At 54.8% G+C, this 16,653-nt stretch carries 13 protein-coding genes and 1 pseudogene; 8 read left to right on the plus strand and 6 right to left on the minus strand.

The window, feature by feature from the left end:
* Positions 1-9: 9 nt before the first annotated feature.
* From AWM79_RS18570 to AWM79_RS18580, 3 genes are read right to left on the minus strand one after another with little or no spacing between them, the layout of a single operon-like run.
* Positions 10-3,219 carry a type I restriction endonuclease subunit R gene (locus tag AWM79_RS18570; protein ID WP_060783499.1) on the minus strand — a complete coding sequence of 1,070 codons (3,210 nt, stop codon included), beginning with the start codon at positions 3,217-3,219 and terminating at the stop codon, positions 10-12.
* Positions 3,220-4,572: a restriction endonuclease subunit S gene (locus AWM79_RS25085; RefSeq protein ID WP_060783500.1), complete on the minus strand. Its 1,353-nt coding sequence runs from the start codon at positions 4,570-4,572 to the stop codon at positions 3,220-3,222.
* Positions 4,569-6,545 (minus strand): type I restriction-modification system subunit M, encoded by a 1,977-nt coding sequence (locus AWM79_RS18580; protein WP_060783501.1) that lies wholly within the window; start codon positions 6,543-6,545, stop codon positions 4,569-4,571. The genes AWM79_RS25085 and AWM79_RS18580 overlap by 4 nt, the downstream gene beginning before the upstream one ends.
* A 958-nt stretch (positions 6,546-7,503) precedes the next feature.
* Here AWM79_RS18580 and AWM79_RS25090 point away from each other — a divergent pair.
* Both AWM79_RS25090 and AWM79_RS18585 read left to right on the plus strand, forming a co-directional pair.
* Positions 7,504-7,764, plus strand: a complete 261-nt coding sequence (locus AWM79_RS25090) for a hypothetical protein (protein ID WP_156430127.1) — start codon at positions 7,504-7,506, stop codon at positions 7,762-7,764.
* Positions 7,765-7,861: 97 nt separating this feature from the next.
* Positions 7,862-8,206 carry a hypothetical protein gene (locus AWM79_RS18585; protein WP_060783502.1) on the plus strand — a complete coding sequence of 115 codons (345 nt, stop codon included), beginning with the start codon at positions 7,862-7,864 and terminating at the stop codon, positions 8,204-8,206.
* A gap of 109 nt (positions 8,207-8,315) precedes the next feature.
* Here AWM79_RS18585 and AWM79_RS26130 read toward each other — a convergent pair.
* Positions 8,316-8,429: pseudogene (locus tag AWM79_RS26130) on the minus strand (recombinase family protein); the annotation flags it as partial.
* 341 nt (positions 8,430-8,770) lie between these two features.
* Here AWM79_RS26130 and AWM79_RS18590 point away from each other — a divergent pair.
* Positions 8,771-9,778 carry a hypothetical protein gene (locus AWM79_RS18590; protein ID WP_060783503.1) on the plus strand — a complete coding sequence of 336 codons (1,008 nt, stop codon included), beginning with the start codon at positions 8,771-8,773 and terminating at the stop codon, positions 9,776-9,778.
* On the opposite strand, the gene AWM79_RS18595 is transcribed toward AWM79_RS18590, so the two are convergent.
* Entirely contained in the window at positions 9,779-10,396 is a 618-nt protein-coding gene (locus AWM79_RS18595; protein ID WP_060783504.1) for a recombinase family protein, read from the minus strand.
* Positions 10,397-10,562: 166 nt separating this feature from the next.
* Complete coding sequence (locus AWM79_RS18600; RefSeq protein WP_244159572.1) at positions 10,563-11,255, minus strand: hypothetical protein; 693 nt, start codon at positions 11,253-11,255, stop codon at positions 10,563-10,565.
* Between the two features lie 286 nt (positions 11,256-11,541).
* Here AWM79_RS18600 and AWM79_RS18605 point away from each other — a divergent pair, with 286 nt between their 5' ends.
* The 5 genes from AWM79_RS18605 to AWM79_RS18625 form a co-directional block, all read left to right on the plus strand.
* The gene (locus tag AWM79_RS18605) at positions 11,542-11,907 is read left to right on the plus strand and encodes a hypothetical protein (protein ID WP_060783506.1); all 366 of its coding nucleotides are present in this window, start codon (positions 11,542-11,544) and stop codon (positions 11,905-11,907) included.
* Positions 11,908-12,393: 486 nt separating this feature from the next.
* Positions 12,394-13,590 carry a tyrosine-type recombinase/integrase gene (locus AWM79_RS18610; RefSeq protein WP_060783507.1) on the plus strand — a complete coding sequence of 399 codons (1,197 nt, stop codon included), beginning with the start codon at positions 12,394-12,396 and terminating at the stop codon, positions 13,588-13,590.
* Between the two features lie 41 nt (positions 13,591-13,631).
* On the plus strand, positions 13,632-14,231 hold the full coding sequence (locus AWM79_RS18615; protein WP_060783508.1) for a DUF4433 domain-containing protein: 600 nt from the start codon (positions 13,632-13,634) through the stop codon (positions 14,229-14,231).
* 5 nt (positions 14,232-14,236) lie between these two features.
* Positions 14,237-15,379: a type II toxin-antitoxin system antitoxin DNA ADP-ribosyl glycohydrolase DarG gene (darG, locus tag AWM79_RS18620; protein ID WP_060783509.1), complete on the plus strand. Its 1,143-nt coding sequence runs from the start codon at positions 14,237-14,239 to the stop codon at positions 15,377-15,379.
* Positions 15,380-15,692: 313 nt separating this feature from the next.
* On the plus strand, positions 15,693-16,653 hold a 961-nt coding region (locus AWM79_RS18625), incomplete at its 3' end, for an integrase arm-type DNA-binding domain-containing protein (RefSeq protein WP_082712694.1).

Below are 16,653 nucleotides of genomic sequence, written 5' to 3' on the forward strand. Positions count from 1 at the left end.
CAGTACTCCTTAACCTTGTTGGCCGCCGCGCAAGCCACTCTCATCGAGCCCGGCTGCCGTCTTCAGCATCTTCAAAATCACCAACGCAAACGCCCGGCTCTTGGTCTCGTTATCCAGCACTTCCAGCGACAACTTCTCGTGGTCAGTCATGGCGTCGAGCACAGTGTCCAGCACGCGCTTGGGAAACAGCCCGTGCATCACCTGTTCCACCGAGTGGTTGTTCACCTGGGCCATCACATCTTCTTGGCGACTGATGCGCTGGGCGATGCCGGTGAGGAACTGCAGCTGGTCGTCGTCACTCACCTCGGCACCGAAAATATCGTTCAGCGCTTCGATGATTTCCGACAGGCGCTTCTTCTCCGGGTCATGCGGCTTACCGCTGCCCACGTCGCTACCCGGCTTTAGCTTGTATTCACCTTCCTCCTCACTCAAACGCAGCTGATGCTCGGCGCGCTTGCTCAGGCGGTAGTGGCTCAGTTGCAGTTCGCCCACGTCCACGTCATCTTGTTGCAGGCGATCCACGCGCAGCAGCGGGTGAAGGTGCTTGGCGTACACGCAGAGCTGCTCTAGCTCGCGGTCCTCATAGGGCACAATTTGCGAGAGAAACTCGTAAAGGCGTACAAAGCTCTGCAGGTTCTTGCGGAACAGGTCGAGCTGGTCTATCTGCTCTCCCGACTCTTTCAATGCGTGTTCGGCTTTTTTCAGGCCAGCACTGTCACCGTTGGCTTCGGCGGTGCGTTTGAATTCAAACGCATTGTGTCGCGATTCCACCGAGAAGGCATACCGCTTGGCAAAGCGCTCCTTGGCCGGCGTGCAGTAATAGCTGAGCTTGCTGGCCGCCGCCTTGGGGTCGAAGAAGGCCATGGCGAACGCCTCGACCTCCTGCCAGTGATAGATGCCCTCGGCATCCAGCGTCTTCTGCAGGTCATAGATGATCTGCGGGTCGGTCACGTCAGTCAGCTCGGCCTTGGTGTAGTACGGCAAGAAGGCGTCGAGAATGTCCTGCGGCTCGTTGAAGAAGTCGAGGATGAAGGTTTGCTTGCTGTCACCAAAGGTGCGGTTCAAGCGCGACAGGGTTTGCACACAGTCCACGCCTTGCAGTTTCTTGTCCACGTACATGGCGCACAGCTTGGGCTGATCGAAGCCGGTCTGATATTTGTTGGCGGCGATCATCACGTTGAAGTCCTGGGTGTCGAACGCCTGCGCCAGATCACGACCATTAAGGCCGGCGTTAAGCAGACTGCTGTTTTCCGTCACCTCTTCGGGGATTACCTCATCCGCCAGCACGCTGCCGGAGAACGCCACCAGCGGATGCACATCGTTGTAGCCCATCTGCTGCACATAGGCCTTCAATGCCAACTGGTAGCGCACCGCCTCTTGACGGCTACTGGTCACCACCATGGCCTTGGCCTGGCCACCCAGCAGGCCACGGATATTGGCGCGGAAGTGCTCGACGATAACCTCGACCTTCTGGCTGATGTTGTACGGGTGCAGACGCACCCAACGTGCCAGCTTGATGCGCGCTTTCTTGCTGTCCACCTCGTCGTCTTCGCCATCCGGGTGGGCGATCTTCCAGGCGGTGCTGTAGGTGGTGTAGTTGCGCAGCACGTCGAGGATAAAACCCTCTTCGATAGCCTGGCGCATGGAGTACAGGTGAAACGCCTCGGGCTTGTTGCTGGAGTTGGCAGGCAGCGTTGGGTCGGTCGGGCGACCGAACAGCTCCAGGGTCTTGGCCTTGGGCGTGGCGGTAAAGGCGTAGTAGCTGATGCGTTCATTCGGTTGGCGCGCCTGCACGGCGGCATCAAGCAGCTCTTCGGCGCTGACTTCTTTGGCATCCAGCGCATCGCTGCCGAGAATCTGTTTCAGCTTGCTGGCCGATGAGCCGGTTTGCGAGGAATGCGCCTCGTCGGCGATCACCGCATAGCGCCCACTGGCCAGCGTGGGGTACTTGTCCAGGGCATCGAACAACGCGGGGAAGGTCTGGATGGTGACGATGATGATGCGCGTCTGCTCGGCCAGCGCCTCGGCCAACTGCTCGGACTTGCTCTGGCTGCTGGTTTCACGGTTGATCTGCTTGACCACGCCCTGGGCATGCTCGAACTGGTAGATGGTGTCTTGCAGCTGCTTATCCAATACCGTGCGGTCGGTAATCACAATCACCGAGTTGAACAGGCGTTGGCCGGCCTCGTCGTACAGCGAGGCCAGTTGATGCGCCGTCCAGGCGATGGAGTTGGACTTGCCCGAGCCGGCGCTGTGCTGGATCAAATAGCGCTTACCCGGCCCTTCGGCGCGGGTGGTGTTGATCAGTTGGTTGACCGCTTCCCACTGGTGGTAACGCGGGAAAATCAGCGTCTCCTTGGTCACCGGCGTGCCGTCGAAGCCTTCACTGGTTTTCTTGTCCAGATGCAAAAAACGCCCCAGCACCTTGAGCCAGGCATCCGGCTGCATCAGGCGTTGCCACAGGTAGCCGGTGGCGTATTGGCTGTGATCCTCAGGCTGCGGGTTGCCCGCACCGCCTTCCGCGCTGCCGAGGTTGAACGGCAGGAAGAAGGTGTCTTTACCCGCTAGCTTGGTGGTCATCGCCACTTCATTCTGGCCGACAGCAAAGTGCACCAGCGCGCCGCGCTTGAAGGTCAGCAGTGGCTCGGGTTTGCGTGTGAGCGGGTCTTTAACCGGGCGGTCTTGGCGATACTGGCGCTTAGCGTTTTCCACCGACTGTTTGAACTCGCTTTTCAACTCCAGCGTGGCGGTGGGGATGCCGTTGACGAACAGCACCAGATCCAGCCGTGGGTTGTAGCTCTGCCCGCCGTTGGCACCGTCACGCACATACGGCGAGTAGGACACCTCCGGCACCACGCGCAAGCGGTTGCACTTGTAACGCTTGAGGGTGTCCGGGTTCATGCCGTGGTCGGGCTGAAAGCTGCATAACTCAACTTTATTAGACGGCAGCTTAAAGCCATGGCGCAGCACATCCAGGGTGCCGCTCTGCTCCAGCTCGCGCACCAGCTTCTGTACCAGCACATCATCCGGGTTATTCGGGTTGGCCTTGGCGAACTTGTCCCAACGCTCCGGCCAGGCGTCCTTGAAGTAGCCCAGCACATCCTCGGTATACAGCGCCGTGCGCCGGTCGTAGCCGCTGACCGCGCCGACCAGCCAGCCTTGGGCGGCCAGGGATTCGATAATGTCCTGCTGGAATTGCGCTTCCTTGCTGTCCGCCATTTATACGGCCTCTGCTTCTAATACGGGGGCTTTCGCGCTGGCCTGTGACTGCCAGCAGCGCACATCGATTTTGCCGGTGACGGCGGCGGAGATTAAGGCGGAGCGGCGTTCTGAATGCAGCGTCAGCGCGGTATTTGACTCTTGAATCAGTCGTTCAATTAGTTCGCGCTTAGCATTCACATCCGCAACAACTTGAACCTGCTCGGTCACCGGAGGAACTGGTGTTACGAGCTTCCGAATATCAGGCATCCCTATCGTCTTGATAGTGGCCCCAAACGTAAACCGATCAAGCTCTTCTTCCATTGCGTAAAAAACAAGCAGCAGGTATTCAGGGAGTACAAGGCTTTCGTTACATATCCAAGCAATCAAGTGCTGCGACACACACATTTTCTTCGTAGTGATAGCAGCCAAGCCAATCGATGCATCCCTCGTGAACACAACGGCTCTAGCAGGCAAAAGCCTTGCTGAAGAATTGCTGACTCCCAACTCAGTAATCATGAACTGAGTTTCGTCAATGTAGTCGACAACTTTTAATTTCTTGCTGTCATTGAGCGATACCCAAGGTATATCCCCTCCCTCCCAATATTCTGGAAAATCTTTACTTGGGGTATGCCCGCTTTCAAGCTTGGCTACATTTTTTACCCTGGCCACATCCCAATGCGCCGGCACCTCGCCCAGCCACTCCACGCCGGAGTCTTTCATCGGCACCGTGGGGTCGAGGCCTTTGGTGACGGCGTGGGAGATAACAGCCTGGCGCTTTTCCTTGAGCAGTTCGATCAGGCGCTGCTGCTCTTCGATCAGCGCGTCGATGCGAGCGGTTTCGTGGTCGAGGAAACTAACGATCTTCCTCTGCTCAGTCTCGGATGGAACTGGCAGAAAAATCTCACCAGCATCTGCCCAACGAAAATCAGTTGAGCGCTCTCGAATTCCCTTTGCCAAAGATGACACAAAGCCTGCAACCGCCATGTTTCGTAGGAGTCGTGCGTAATAATTTGAAGAAACACTCGGCGATACCGGAGTGCAAACTGAGTAAACAGGTGTGGATTTTCCGTCAGAGTCAGAAACGCCGATTGCTCCAGCAAAAGCGTCCATTGCGTGAATGACTAAGTCTCCGACGCGAATACCTTGATAGCCAATTTCTTTGACAGCATTTGTAAATCCATCAGTCCGCCGATTATCTCGAAGAGTTACCGCGCCATCGCGAAAGCAAGTGACGATCCTGTCTTCCTCTCGAATCTCGCGTTTAACAAGATCAAAAAGAAATTTCAGGCGCTTGCTATCCCAGTGTTCGGGAACAGTTCCCAGCCAATCAACACCTGAATCCTTGTATCCCGGATAAGTTGGCAAGCTCATGCCGACAGCCCCTCAATCATCTGCTTGATGCGGTCGGTACAGGCTTTTAGGTCGCGGTCGATCTCGGCAAGCGGGCGCGGCGGCTGGAACACATAGAAGTGGCGGTTAAAGGGAATCTCGAAGCCGACAATGCCGACTTCGCCGTCCAGCGCATCGGTTTTGCTTTCGTCGATCCAGGCATCTGGCACATGGGGGATGACTTCGCGCGCAAAGTACTCGTGCACCGATTCGCCCAACGGCACGTTCTCGTTATCGCGCAGGCCGGCGTCGGCTTCCGGCTGGCCTTTGGTCATGCAGATATCCGCCTCGGGGTCGCGCTCGCTCAGGGCGCTCATCAGGGCTTTGAGTTCCGGCGTACTTAGGCTGACGCTGTGTGCGCTGAGGGCTTTTTTCAGCAGCTTGCTGAACTGCTCGCGGTTGCGGTGCAACTGGCTTGCGTCCATCGCTTGCAGGGCGGCCAGTAGCTGCTGCTGAGCGGCGCTGTCGTGTTTCTGCAGGGCTTTTTCTTCCAGCACTTTAGCGATGCGTTCGGCGCTGGTTTGGAAGTTCAGGCGCAGCGGGCGTTCGACGGTGATACGCCGGTAGCCGAAGGCGTCGATGTGGAAGATTTTGCTCTGTGCGGTTTGCTCGAAGCTGCCATACAGACGCACCAGCTCACTGATTTGATCCTCGGTGATGTACTGGCGCTTGCTGCCCAGCCCTTTGCGCATTTTGGCGTAGTGCTGGCTGCCGTCGATCAACTGCACCTTGCCCTGACGCTCGGCGGCCTTGTGGTTGCTGAGTATCCACACATAGGTGGCGATGCCGGTGTTGTAGAACATGTCCGTCGGCAACGCGACGATGGCTTCGACCAGATCGTTCTGCAGCAGGTAGCGGCGAATCTCCGACTCCCCCGAACCCGCGCCGCCGGTAAACAGCGGCGAGCCGTTGAGGATGATGCCGATGCGCGAGCCACCGTCGCGCGGGTCACGCATCTTGCTGACCAGGTGCAGGAGGAACAGCAGCGAACCGTCGGACACGCGCGGCAGGCCGGGGCCGAAGCGGCCGTCGAAGCCCTTGTGGCTGTGCTCATCGGTGATCTGCTTCTGCACCTTCTTCCATTCCACGCCGAACGGCGGGTTGCTGAGCATAAAGTCGAAGCGCTTGTCGGCCAGCTGGTCGTTGGACAGGGTGTTGCCGAGCTTGATGCTGGCCACGTCCTGGCCCTTGATCAGCATATCCGCCTTGCAGATGGCATAGGACTCGGGGTTGAGCTCCTGGCCGTGCAGCGACACGCTGACCTTCTCGCTGATGGACTGGATGTACTCATCACCCTCAGACAGAAAGCCGCCGGTGCCAGCGGTTGGGTCATAGATGGTGACGATGCTGTTGGGCGCGAGCTTGTGGTCCTGATCGGTGATCACCAGCGAGGTGGTGAGGTGCACGATATCGCGCGGGGTGAAGTGCTCCCCGGCGGTTTCGTTGGAGCTTTCCGCAAACTTGCGGATCAGCTCTTCGAAGATAATGCCCATGCCGAAGTTGCTGATGAACTCGGGGCTCAGATCGGTGGCGGCGAAGCGCTGCACCACCTGATACAGCAGGTTGGCGGTTTCCAGCTGCTGAACGAAATCTTCAAAGTGAAAGTGCTCGAAGATCTCGCGGGCATCCTTGCTGAACGCCTGCACGTAGCTCATCAGGTCGGCGGCGGTTTGGGTGTCCGACAGCGTGCCAAGGGTCAGTGGCGAGCCGTTGAAGAACTGCTGGCCGGCAGCGCGCAGCAGAATCATCTCACGCACTTGGTCCGGACGGCCTTCCTGAGCGAAGGTTTGTTTGATCACCTCACCCTTGGTCGGTGCGAGCACGCACTCCATGCGCCGTAACAGGGTGAATGGCAGGATGATGCGACCGTATTGCGATTGTTTGAAGTCACCGCGCAGCAGATCGGCAATGGACCATAGAAACGCGGCCGTCTGGGAATGATTTTCCGTGTTCACGCAATAACTCCTTGGAGTACGGGCAAAAATGCAAGTTTACCCCTTAGAGCTGGCGCCCTGTCACAGAACCGACGGCCTATTTTCACTCCGCTCCGAATACTCAAAGGTGCTAAGGCCGCACTCGAACGTTAGCCAGCAACGATATGTCTGCTGCAATGTGTTCTCGAAACGGGGTTTTAGCAGTCTATGCAGTGGTTCCCTGGCAAAAACCGATCAGCCAGCCTAACCATTTAAGTAGCGGGATTTCTAAAGCAACTCATCGTCGTCATCTGTTGCACATTCATTGCTCGCGCCCTTTCGCTGGCCCGGAGAGTCGTCATTTGCCCACCATGTGTTGTCACTGTGCGCGCCTGGCGGATACCTTCTGATGCTCAGTTGTCATCTACTGTCGTTCTCCCGCTGCCGCCATGGACATTGCGAACTGTGGAGACCCTGTATCCATAGAGCGGCAGCGACGACACCCTACTCACGACACCCCTTCACAACGCCAACTATCTTGTACAAAGCTCGTGAGAGACCTGAAACCCTGTATTCATGCGGGTTACAGAGACAACACCCCTTCACGACCCCCTTCACAACGCCAATTATCTTGTACAAAGCTCGTGAAAGATCTGAAACCCAGTATTCATGCGGGTTACAGAGGCAACACCCCTTCACGACACCCCTTCACGACGCCAATTATCTTGTACAAAGCTCGTGAAAGATCTGAAACCCAGTATTCATGCGGGTTACAGAGACAACACCCCTTCACGACACCCCTTCACAACGCCAATTATCTTGTACAAAGCTCGTGAAAGACCTGAAACCCAGTATTCATGCGGGTTACAGAGACAACACCCCTTCACGAAACCCCTTCGCTCAGATCGGCAGATCACTCTATGGGAGGTGAACCGTCAGACTCCCATAAGTAATAGATGGGAAGTGAGCATGTTTTTTTGAAACGTGTCGCGGAGCGGATATGAGCGGTGCTCTGGTCGCTTTGGAATTTAGTCACCCAAGAGCCGACGGAACGCATTTCAGGAGGATAAAGTCCTTGGGATTGGCACGGCAGATGAGAAGCTATATTCAGTGCAGATTTTTAGCCCAGAAGGAGCAAGACATGGACTCGATTGAGCTACTGGTTTATGCGGTCATCGGCGTGGTCGGCACGCTGGGAGTGGCTGCGGTGATTGGCTACAAGGTCGCAGATCATCTCGATAAGAAGCATCACACCGACTGATTTTGCAGCACATCGGCAGATGCGCATGGTGGTGGCTTGGGATTCGCCAGTGCTCGGGTAACGTTCAGGCATGTGCCAAGTCCAGCAGGTTCACGTCATGAGCAAAGTTAAGTGCCAGTGCTGCAAGAAGATGATGGTTCCAAAGGTGGTCACTAGCGCGCCGTTCTACATCAATGGAATACCCGTGGGCGGCCGTGACCCGGAGTCGTCCGTATGCCCCTTCTGTCTGTCGCAGAAGTGGATGCTCACCGAACATCAGGTTCTGGCTGCCGGTAGGGCCAATGCCGAGTTCTACGGCATCATGGTTCTCGCCATGGTGAACATCGTTGCGTTCGCCCGTTTCGGCGAACTGGCGGGCGGTTTGACGCTTGCGGTGTCAGTCGCAAGTTTTCTCCTGCGCGCCAGAATTATCAGGGTATTGCTACGGCATCTGGGCCGTTAGACGAGCCAGCACATTCTAGGCGACCGGAATGCTACCAGGCGGCGAATACAGCCTGGTTAGAATTCGTAAAGGATGTCACTGCTGCTCGACAGTGCGCAAAACTGCGTCGCTACTTGGTCACTTCATCGGATTTAAGCGCTGTGGTGGTACTGAACCCTGCATGGCGAGCGGTTGCCCGAATGCCCTGGCCAGCACCAAGCAGTTCACCAACGCGCTGATGTAACCCCGTTTCAGGCGGACCTTTTTAAACACCGGAAATTTTGCCCCTCCTAAGGGGAAGGTTGGCCGTTCGAACCGGCCCTGGGACACCACATAATTCAATGCTTCCGCGCTTTTTAGACTGACTGCTGAAGTTGGCGTGACAGCAGGGTGGCAGCAACAGCCGAAATTTTGTTCAATCAATCCCTCAGCCTGCTTCCCTATTCCGCATCCCATCTGGGTTCTCCAGAGAAAACACAAAAACCAGCCGATATATTTCTGGCCTGGCGTTCCCTCCCGCGGCTCTGTGGGCTTAGCACCGTCTAGAATGTCTGACGTACCCGTTTATCAATGGATAGGTATCGAATGGAAGGTGTGCGGGATATCGAGGAGCGCATGATTAGCTTCCTCCACAGCCAAGACCATGTGACGCCTCTCGACGGTCATGTTCTTCAGCCTGATGGCGTCAAGATTGCCGATTATCTGTTTTTCCACAGACAGGCTGTTGTCGAGCTCAAAACCCTAAAGATCGATCCGAAAGATAAGATTTTGGATGGCGCTAAATCGCTGATCGAGTCTGACGATTTCCCTCTGATCTTCGGTGACTATGATCTTGAAACCGCGATGAAGAACACGCCGGGAGGGCAAGAGCACCTAAACAAAATTTTCTCTAGCGCAACCAGGATGGTGGAGGGAGTGCTTAGAAATGCCAAACAACAGATCGCCTCCTCCAAGAGGCTGCTTAGCCTTGATCCCGACACCCCTGGGATCGCGCTCATATTGAATGACACAGTTGAAAGCATTCCTGCAGCTCGGCTCGCTGACAGGTTTAGCATCCGGCTCACCGGTGATGGTAAAGATCCGGGTCGCTTCTCGGAGATTGATTTTATAGTTTTGATCCAGACCACCTACCGGCTAAGACAAGGTGGCGGCGGATCGACACGCCTGCCGACTTTCATTATAAGCAATCCCTTCAATGCTCATCGCCATCATAAAATTGAGCAAGAAATTCAGCTTTTTCTGCAGGCTTGGGCCCACTCGCAAGGTCACAATTTTGAAAGTACGAGTGCAACGTCTGGCCTTCACTTTGAGCACAACCAAGATCCTCGCCCTGGCCCCCAGTCGTTGCAGGAATTCGTAGAGGCGCAGTACCGGGCACACAGATATATGAGCGAGTGGAGCGAAGAGAGGTTAATTGCTCACGGCAAGGATGTGATTCAGAAGATGCTACCAATAGTTCTCAAAGGTGCAGAAAAACCTTCAGAAGCCGACTCTCATTTCTTCCTCAAGCAATTCACGGAACTGCTTGAGGAAGGTCGGCTAAGGGGATTTGACCTGAGGAAAGTATTGAAAGAGATCCCTAGGGCCAGGTAATTACTCTTCGTCTATCGCTTTGATTCGAAGGACTGTAGTGGTGGAGCAATTGGCGTGCCTGGCCGTTGCACGAATGCCTAGGCCGGCCTCCAATAGCTCTTTCACTCGCTTGTGTAAATCTGCATCAACCGGGCGCCCTTGGTACTTGCCAGCGGCCTTGGCCTTTTCTATCCCCTGCGCCTGGCGCTCGCGTCGTTGCTCGTAATCTTTGCGGGCAATCGCTGCCATCATCTCCACCAGCATTGAGTTGATCGCCCCCAGCATCCGCCCGGTGAACTCGTCGCCCTTGGTGTCCTGCATTCCCTGGTGGCTGGTCGGCAGGTCGAGCGCGACGATGCGCAGGCCCTTGGAGTCGATCGCGACCTTGAGCTTTTGCCAGTCCTCGACCGGGAGGCGGGATAGCCGGTCTATCGACTCCACCAGCAACACATCACCCTTGCGTGCATCCTTCAACAGGCGCAACAGCTCCGGCCGGTCGGCGGTGGCGCCGCTGGCGTTCTCCAGGTACACGCTAGCGATGACCTTGTTGTGGTCGCTGGCGAACTGCTCGAGCGAGGCGCGGGCGCGGCCGGCGTCTTGCTCTTCGGTGGAGGCTCGGAGGTATGCGCGGATAAACATGATGGGTGCCTGTATCAGTTAGGGCGTTCTATTAATACTGTTGCACTTTGGGTGTTACTTATCAAGCGGAAAGCCAGAAGTAGGCAAAATAAGCCTGTATCTGGATAGGCATACCTAAAAATCGCCGCAGATTTGCGAAAACCCACGGCGATACAGAGCAGCAGAATTACTTCCCTACGAAGTAGAGTCCCCTGCCCTGATTGAAGATTGCCGCAGGGATCGAGTTTTTCCTCAGCCGCTGGCCAGGGTGGTAGATGTAGATCCACTCAGGCAGGTGTTGCGATGCAAGCTGCATGGCTTCCGAAGTCGTCATGTCGTTCTTGTAGGCATCAAGCGTGAACTGGTTGTCACGGATGAAGATCGGCCCGTAGCTGAGCGGCGATCTCAGAAAGCTCGGCGATTTAGAAACCTCATCACTGTATGGAATCGGCCGCTCCGCGTAGCTATCTGCCAAGGATGCATAGCCGCGGGCATGACCATCAGGATATTTACCTGTCTGCATTGGCAGCTTCGATAGGCCATTGGCAAAAACCTTCTTACGAGCATCTTCGACCTTACGCAATGCAAGAGCAGATGCCGCGTCCGGCGAGCTTGCCTGGTCAGCGGGCACCCACGCGACAACCTGAGTTGTGCGCGCCGGATCGCTCGACCCACCCAATAGCATCAAACCCAAGCCAATTCCCGCTGCTGCGCCGCCACTCAGACCTGTAGGTGGAGATGCAGAGCCAACCGCGCTTAATCCAGCATCCCCAAGCACTGCCCCAGAGCCGCCAACAGGGCTAGCTCCATCAACTCCCCCCGACAGCTCGATCGGAACGTCCCGCTGCCCGGAAATCCCCATGGCGGTCAGAACATGCATAGCATCCGACCATTTTTCTCTCGGCACACCCTTTGGCTCAGGAAGCTGCACAGTCCTAGCTCCCTGAGTGCCAGAACACCCAACCAGAAGAGCTACTGTCGCTGCCAGCAAACCGATTCGGACCGTAGTTGATTTGTTACCCATGGCGCCACTCCCTGTTTTGATTGCCACAGCTTAGGAAGGCTTTCAGGAAACCCAATGGCATAAGGCGGTGAGCTCTGCAGGCTTGGGATTTCCAGACCTTGGCATAGCGTGTCATGCAACCTCATACATGCGGAGTAGCACCATGGAATTTCGCCACTTAGGGAATGGACAGACGTTCCCACCTGTAGCACCGAACGGCCGGATTTACGCCGTACCTGTCGCCCAGGAAAACCAAGTAGAAATTTTCTGCCTGACATCTGAAGGCATTGTTGGAAGCGGCGTTACGGCCAGGTGGGCTGAGATCACGGGCTTCTATTACGATGACGAGTCTTGGGAAATCATCCTGCGCAATTACATCGGGAGGGGAATGCGTTTCCGCCGGGGTGTGCCCTGTGGAATCGTCGAAGACGGTTGCGAAACACTCAAAACAAATATCCAAGGGTTCGCAATTCCAGTTTGCGTAATGAACCGCATCTCATTCGAACAGAAAAAGCTGCATCAGACCTGAGATTGCCCTTGGGTTTTACAAAGCAATCAGCAATCTGATTCGCGTCACACCGCGCAGCCTCATTCCCCCCTGGTAGGGAATTACCAGGCTTTCAATTTCCGTCGCTTTTGTTGCGTGAAAGCGGAACACACGCGTGGCGGCTGCCCGTAGGGTGTACCCACACAGTCAATGGGACTCGGAAATGATCCACAACAAATTTAGCCAGGGCACGCACAAGCGGTACACCTCCAAGAAGTCGGACTACAGCGCTTTCCCGCTAAGTCGGCCCCGACGCCTAGATTCAGCGATCTGCGTACAGTCACAAACCTTGGTCAGCCAGGAATAACGACACATGCGCTACGTGACCGTCAGGAAATTCGCCAGTGAATCTGGTTACTCCGAAGACGCTATCCGCTCGAAGCTTCGCGACGGGATTTGGCGGCTGGGAGAAATATGGATCAAGGCCCCAGATGGCCGAGTTTTAATTGATGTTGAGGGATATGAATCATGGGTAGAGATGGGAGGGGAGTCCGGGCAATCTCCGACTCGAGCATTGAAATCACGTTCATGTACCGCGGGGTTAGGTGCCGCGAGCGGTTCCCGCTCAAGCCTAGCGCGACTAATTTAAAGCGCGCAGAGCGCTACAAGCACGCTATTGAGCATGATATCGCTACAGGTATCTTTGATTATTCAGCAACTTTTCCGAATTCTCGACGTGCAACCAAGTTCGCGCCTGAGTCTAGCCAAGAGACGCTGGCTGGGTTCCTGACCAAATGGCTGTCCAGGAAGAAGCAGCATGTGTCTAGCAGCACATTCGAGGGATACCGGAAGATCGTAGAGCTGCGGATTGTGCCTGCACTAGGTCCTACTCTATTAGTCGATCTGAAGCGCAAGGCGGTCAGAGACTGGCTCAACACGCTGGAGGTATCTAACAAGACACTGAGCAACATTCAGAGCTGTCTGCGCTCGGCATTGAATGATGCCGTGGACGATGTGGAGCTCATCGATACCAACCCACTGGCCGGGTGGACTTTCTCGCGCAAGGATCAGGTGAAGGAAGACGATGTCGACCCCTTCAGCCCAGAGGAACAACGCGCCATCCTGGCCGCGCTCGATGGCCAGGCGAAGAACCTGGTGCAATTCGCATTTTGGACAGGTATGCGCACCAGCGAAATGGTCGGTTTGAACTGGGAGGACATTGATTGGGTACGTGGCGAGGCTTACGTCACTAGGGCGATGACTCAGGCCGCAAAAGGTAAAGCCGAAGTGACTAAGTCAAGATCTGGCAAGCGCCCCATCAAGCTATTGGCACCAGCCATGGAAGCATTGATTGCGCAGAAGGCCTATACCTTCCTGGCAGACAACGAGGTGTTCCAGAATCCTCGCACGCAGGAGCGATGGAAAGGTGATCAGCCGATCCGGAAAACCATGTGGGCTCATGCAGTGAAGAAGGCAGGCGTTCGGTACCGTCGCCCCTACCAGACACGACACACCTATGCGTCGATGATGCTATCCGCCGGTGAGCATCCGATGTGGGTGGCAAAACAGATGGGACATACCGACTGGACGATGATTGCCCGTGTGTATGGCAGATGGATGCCCTCAACGACAGACTCAGCGGGTGATAAGGCAGTTCAAAAATTCTCGGGACGAGGTACGCTTGAGACGGGAATCTTCCCAACGGCTAGAGGCGAAATGCCATAGCTAAGGTATAGTGCGCGGCCTGACGTATGGAAGGGACGCCCATGAGCCATCGCGTAGTAGAGCTACATTGCATTATGCCGATCGAGAATCTTCCGTCTGTTTTGCAGCATGGAATTCTGTGTCATGACCGGGCAGAAAAAATTCCTCACAAATCGGTTGCTCTGCAGGAAATACAAGACCGTAGGGTAGATAAAACTGTCCCTAACGGTCTGCGCTTGCACCAGTACGCCAACCTATACTTTAACGCGCGAAACCCGATGATGTACCGAAGGAAGGACGTTCATCAGGACCTGTGTGTGATTCGTATCAGTCTGGATGTGCTGACGCGTCCGAACGCTGTCGTCAGTGATCAGAATGCGGCCTCCGACTGGGTACGCTTTCACTCTTACCCAGTCGGAATGGGCAAAATCCATTTCGATTATGTTTTTGCCGATTGGTGGCACGATGAAGACCTGGCTACCGGTTACCGAAAAAAAGCAGTCAAATGCGCTGAGGCCCTTATCCCTGACGCAGTGGCACCGGGCTACATAACTGGCTTTTACGCATGCGACACCCAAACGAAGCAGAAGGTTGAGCGTGTGTTAGCAGGATTGAACTGGCAGGTACCCGTGACGTCGAACCCTCATCTTTTCTTCAGGTGAACAGCGTGATTAAAGTTCTTATAGGTGACATGTTTCAGAGTGAAGCGCAAACGCTGGTGAACACTGTGAACTGTGTCGGCGTGATGGGTAAAGGTGTTGCGCTAGAGTTCAAAAAGCGCTGGCCTGGCCTCATGCTAGACTATGAGAAAAGATGCGCCCAAAAGCTAGTTGAGCCCGGTGTTCCATATATATATACCGACATTCTCGGAACATCGATTGTCAACTTCCCTACAAAGGGGCATTGGAGATCGGCGTCAAGATTATCCGACATCGAGAAGGGACTAGACATTTTTCTCGAACACTATAAAGCATGGAACATCACGTCAGTCGCATTCCCACCACTTGGCTGTGGAAATGGCGGACTGGAGTGGGAGCTAGTGGGGCCAATAATGTATAAAGCGCTATCTAAAATAGACATTCCAGTTGAAATGTTCGCTCCTTTCGGGACGCCAGCTAGTCAGCTCACTGCTGACTTCCTTAGCCCTCAACAGCCCCGACTCTTCGGCGAAAGCGAACACAAAGGAACGAAAAATCAAAAACTTAATCCCAACTGGGTTGTGCTTTTGGAAGTTCTTTATCAGCTTGAATCGCAACCTTACGCCGCCAAAGTCGGACGTACTATTTTTCAAAAAATATGTCACGCAGTGACAGCGCTCGGAGTTGACACAGAACTCGAATTCAAAAAAGCCAGCTACGGACCATTTTCAGAACAAGTACAAAGACTTCTTGGAACCTTGGCAAACGCGAACCTCATTATCGAAGCTCAGCTTGGCAGAATGAACGCGTTGAAAACGGGACCTGAATACTCTAACGCGCGTGAAAAATTCAAAGACGTCTTAGCCTCAAATGACAGTAAAATATCCAAGACTGTAGACTTATTCAGCCGAATCAAGAACACAGAACAGGCCGAAGAGGTTGCTACGGTATTTTACGCTGTGAGCAAATTGAAAGAAGATCAAAACCTCACAACTGTACCTGAGCGCGAAGTGTTTGATTTCGTGCTAGCCTGGAAAAAAACTTGGGACAATGAAGCCAAGCGTGAAGCGATTGCTTCGGCAATTCGTAACTTGGCCCTCTTAGGCTGGATACGCGTCAGTTTGAGCGAATGCCTGCCTTTGAGCGAAGAGTATGAAGCCACGTCCTGCTGATTTATAGCTTCATCGGTACCCGGCAAGAGGCAACAGGATGGATGCCTAATGACAGCTTAATGCCAGCACTTCACCTGAACGCCGCATGAATAAAGGGATAGACGGGGGTTCAAATCCCCCCGGCACCAAATTTACATCTAAAGACGTCCACGGACGTCTTTTTTTGTGCCAAAAACCCAGCAAAATCAACGATTTAGCGTCTATTGGCGTCCATGGACGTCCGACGCAATCTACGACATCGGGTATTCCAAGTGGTATTCCAAGCCCTTCAGTGGTAATTTTTGGAATACCAATTGATGTCATGGAACACCTCATGTGCGCCCAAGCCACCCGCCTCTCTGATCGTCAGCTCAAAGCGGTAAAGCCGAAAGACAAGGACTACGTCCTCAGCGATGGCGACGGTTTACAGCTGCGCGTTAGGGTCAATGGCTCTACGCTATGGAACTTCAACTACCGGCAGCCGATCACCAAAAACCGCATCAATATGGGCCTCGGCACCTACCCAGAACTCTCACTCGCGCAAGCCAGGAAGAAAACGGTCGAGGCCAGAGAGCTTCTCGCCCAGGGCATCGACCCGAAAGAACAACGTAGCGAGTTGGAGCAGACAAAAAGGCAGGCAACCGAGCACACATTCGAGAACGTGGCGCTAGCCTGGTTTGAGCTGAAAAAAGATTCGGTCACCCCGGCCTATGCCGAGGACATCTGGCGCTCACTTACGCTGCATGTCTTTCCATCGCTTGGCACTACACCCATCTCGCAGGTCAATGCCCCGAGAGTTATCGAGCTGCTGCGCCCTTTGGAAACCAAAGGTAGCCTGGAGACAGTGAAGCGACTGACCCAACGACTCAACGAGATCATGACCTACGGCGTGAACTCGGGAATGATCTTTGCTAATCCACTCACCAGCATTCGGGCCGTTTTCAAGAAACCGAAAAAGCAGAATATGGCAGCCCTCCGCCCTGAAGAACTGCCAGAACTGATGGTCGCCATCGCCAACGCGAGCATAAAAAGAACAACGCGCTGCCTGATCGAGTGGCAACTTCACACGATGACTCGCCCCACGGAAGCCGCTACGACATCTTGGGCTGACATCGATCTAGAAAAGAAAATCTGGACGATCCCAGCGGCGCGTATGAAGAAGCGACGTGCGCACGTCATACCACTGACAGAACACGCACTCGCTCTGCTGGAGACAATAAAGCCCTACAGCGGCCACAGAGAATACGTGTTTCCAGCCGACAGAAACCCACGGTGCGGATTCCACGACACTTGGA

It is taken from the genome of Pseudomonas agarici (assembly GCF_001543125.1).
Classification (GTDB): Bacteria; Pseudomonadota; Gammaproteobacteria; order Pseudomonadales; family Pseudomonadaceae; genus Aquipseudomonas; species Aquipseudomonas agarici.

What these genes read in the sequence shown, in the direction of transcription:
- AWM79_RS18570 (WP_060783499.1), bottom strand. Translation starts at nt 3,219, where the DNA reads ATGGCGGACAGCAAGGAAGCGCAATTCCAGCAGGACATTATCGAATCC.
- AWM79_RS25085 (WP_060783500.1), bottom strand. Translation starts at nt 4,572, where the DNA reads ATGAGCTTGCCAACTTATCCGGGATACAAGGATTCAGGTGTTGATTGG.
- AWM79_RS25090 (WP_156430127.1), top strand. Translation starts at nt 7,504, where the DNA reads ATGAGCGGTGCTCTGGTCGCTTTGGAATTTAGTCACCCAAGAGCCGAC.
- AWM79_RS18585 (WP_060783502.1), top strand. Translation starts at nt 7,862, where the DNA reads ATGAGCAAAGTTAAGTGCCAGTGCTGCAAGAAGATGATGGTTCCAAAG.
- AWM79_RS18590 (WP_060783503.1), top strand. Translation starts at nt 8,771, where the DNA reads ATGGAAGGTGTGCGGGATATCGAGGAGCGCATGATTAGCTTCCTCCAC.
- AWM79_RS18595 (WP_060783504.1), bottom strand. Translation starts at nt 10,396, where the DNA reads ATGTTTATCCGCGCATACCTCCGAGCCTCCACCGAAGAGCAAGACGCC.
- AWM79_RS18600 (WP_244159572.1), bottom strand. Translation starts at nt 11,255, where the DNA reads ATGCATGTTCTGACCGCCATGGGGATTTCCGGGCAGCGGGACGTTCCG.
- AWM79_RS18605 (WP_060783506.1), top strand. Translation starts at nt 11,542, where the DNA reads ATGGAATTTCGCCACTTAGGGAATGGACAGACGTTCCCACCTGTAGCA.
- AWM79_RS18610 (WP_060783507.1), top strand. Translation starts at nt 12,394, where the DNA reads ATGGGTAGAGATGGGAGGGGAGTCCGGGCAATCTCCGACTCGAGCATT.
- AWM79_RS18615 (WP_060783508.1), top strand. Translation starts at nt 13,632, where the DNA reads ATGAGCCATCGCGTAGTAGAGCTACATTGCATTATGCCGATCGAGAAT.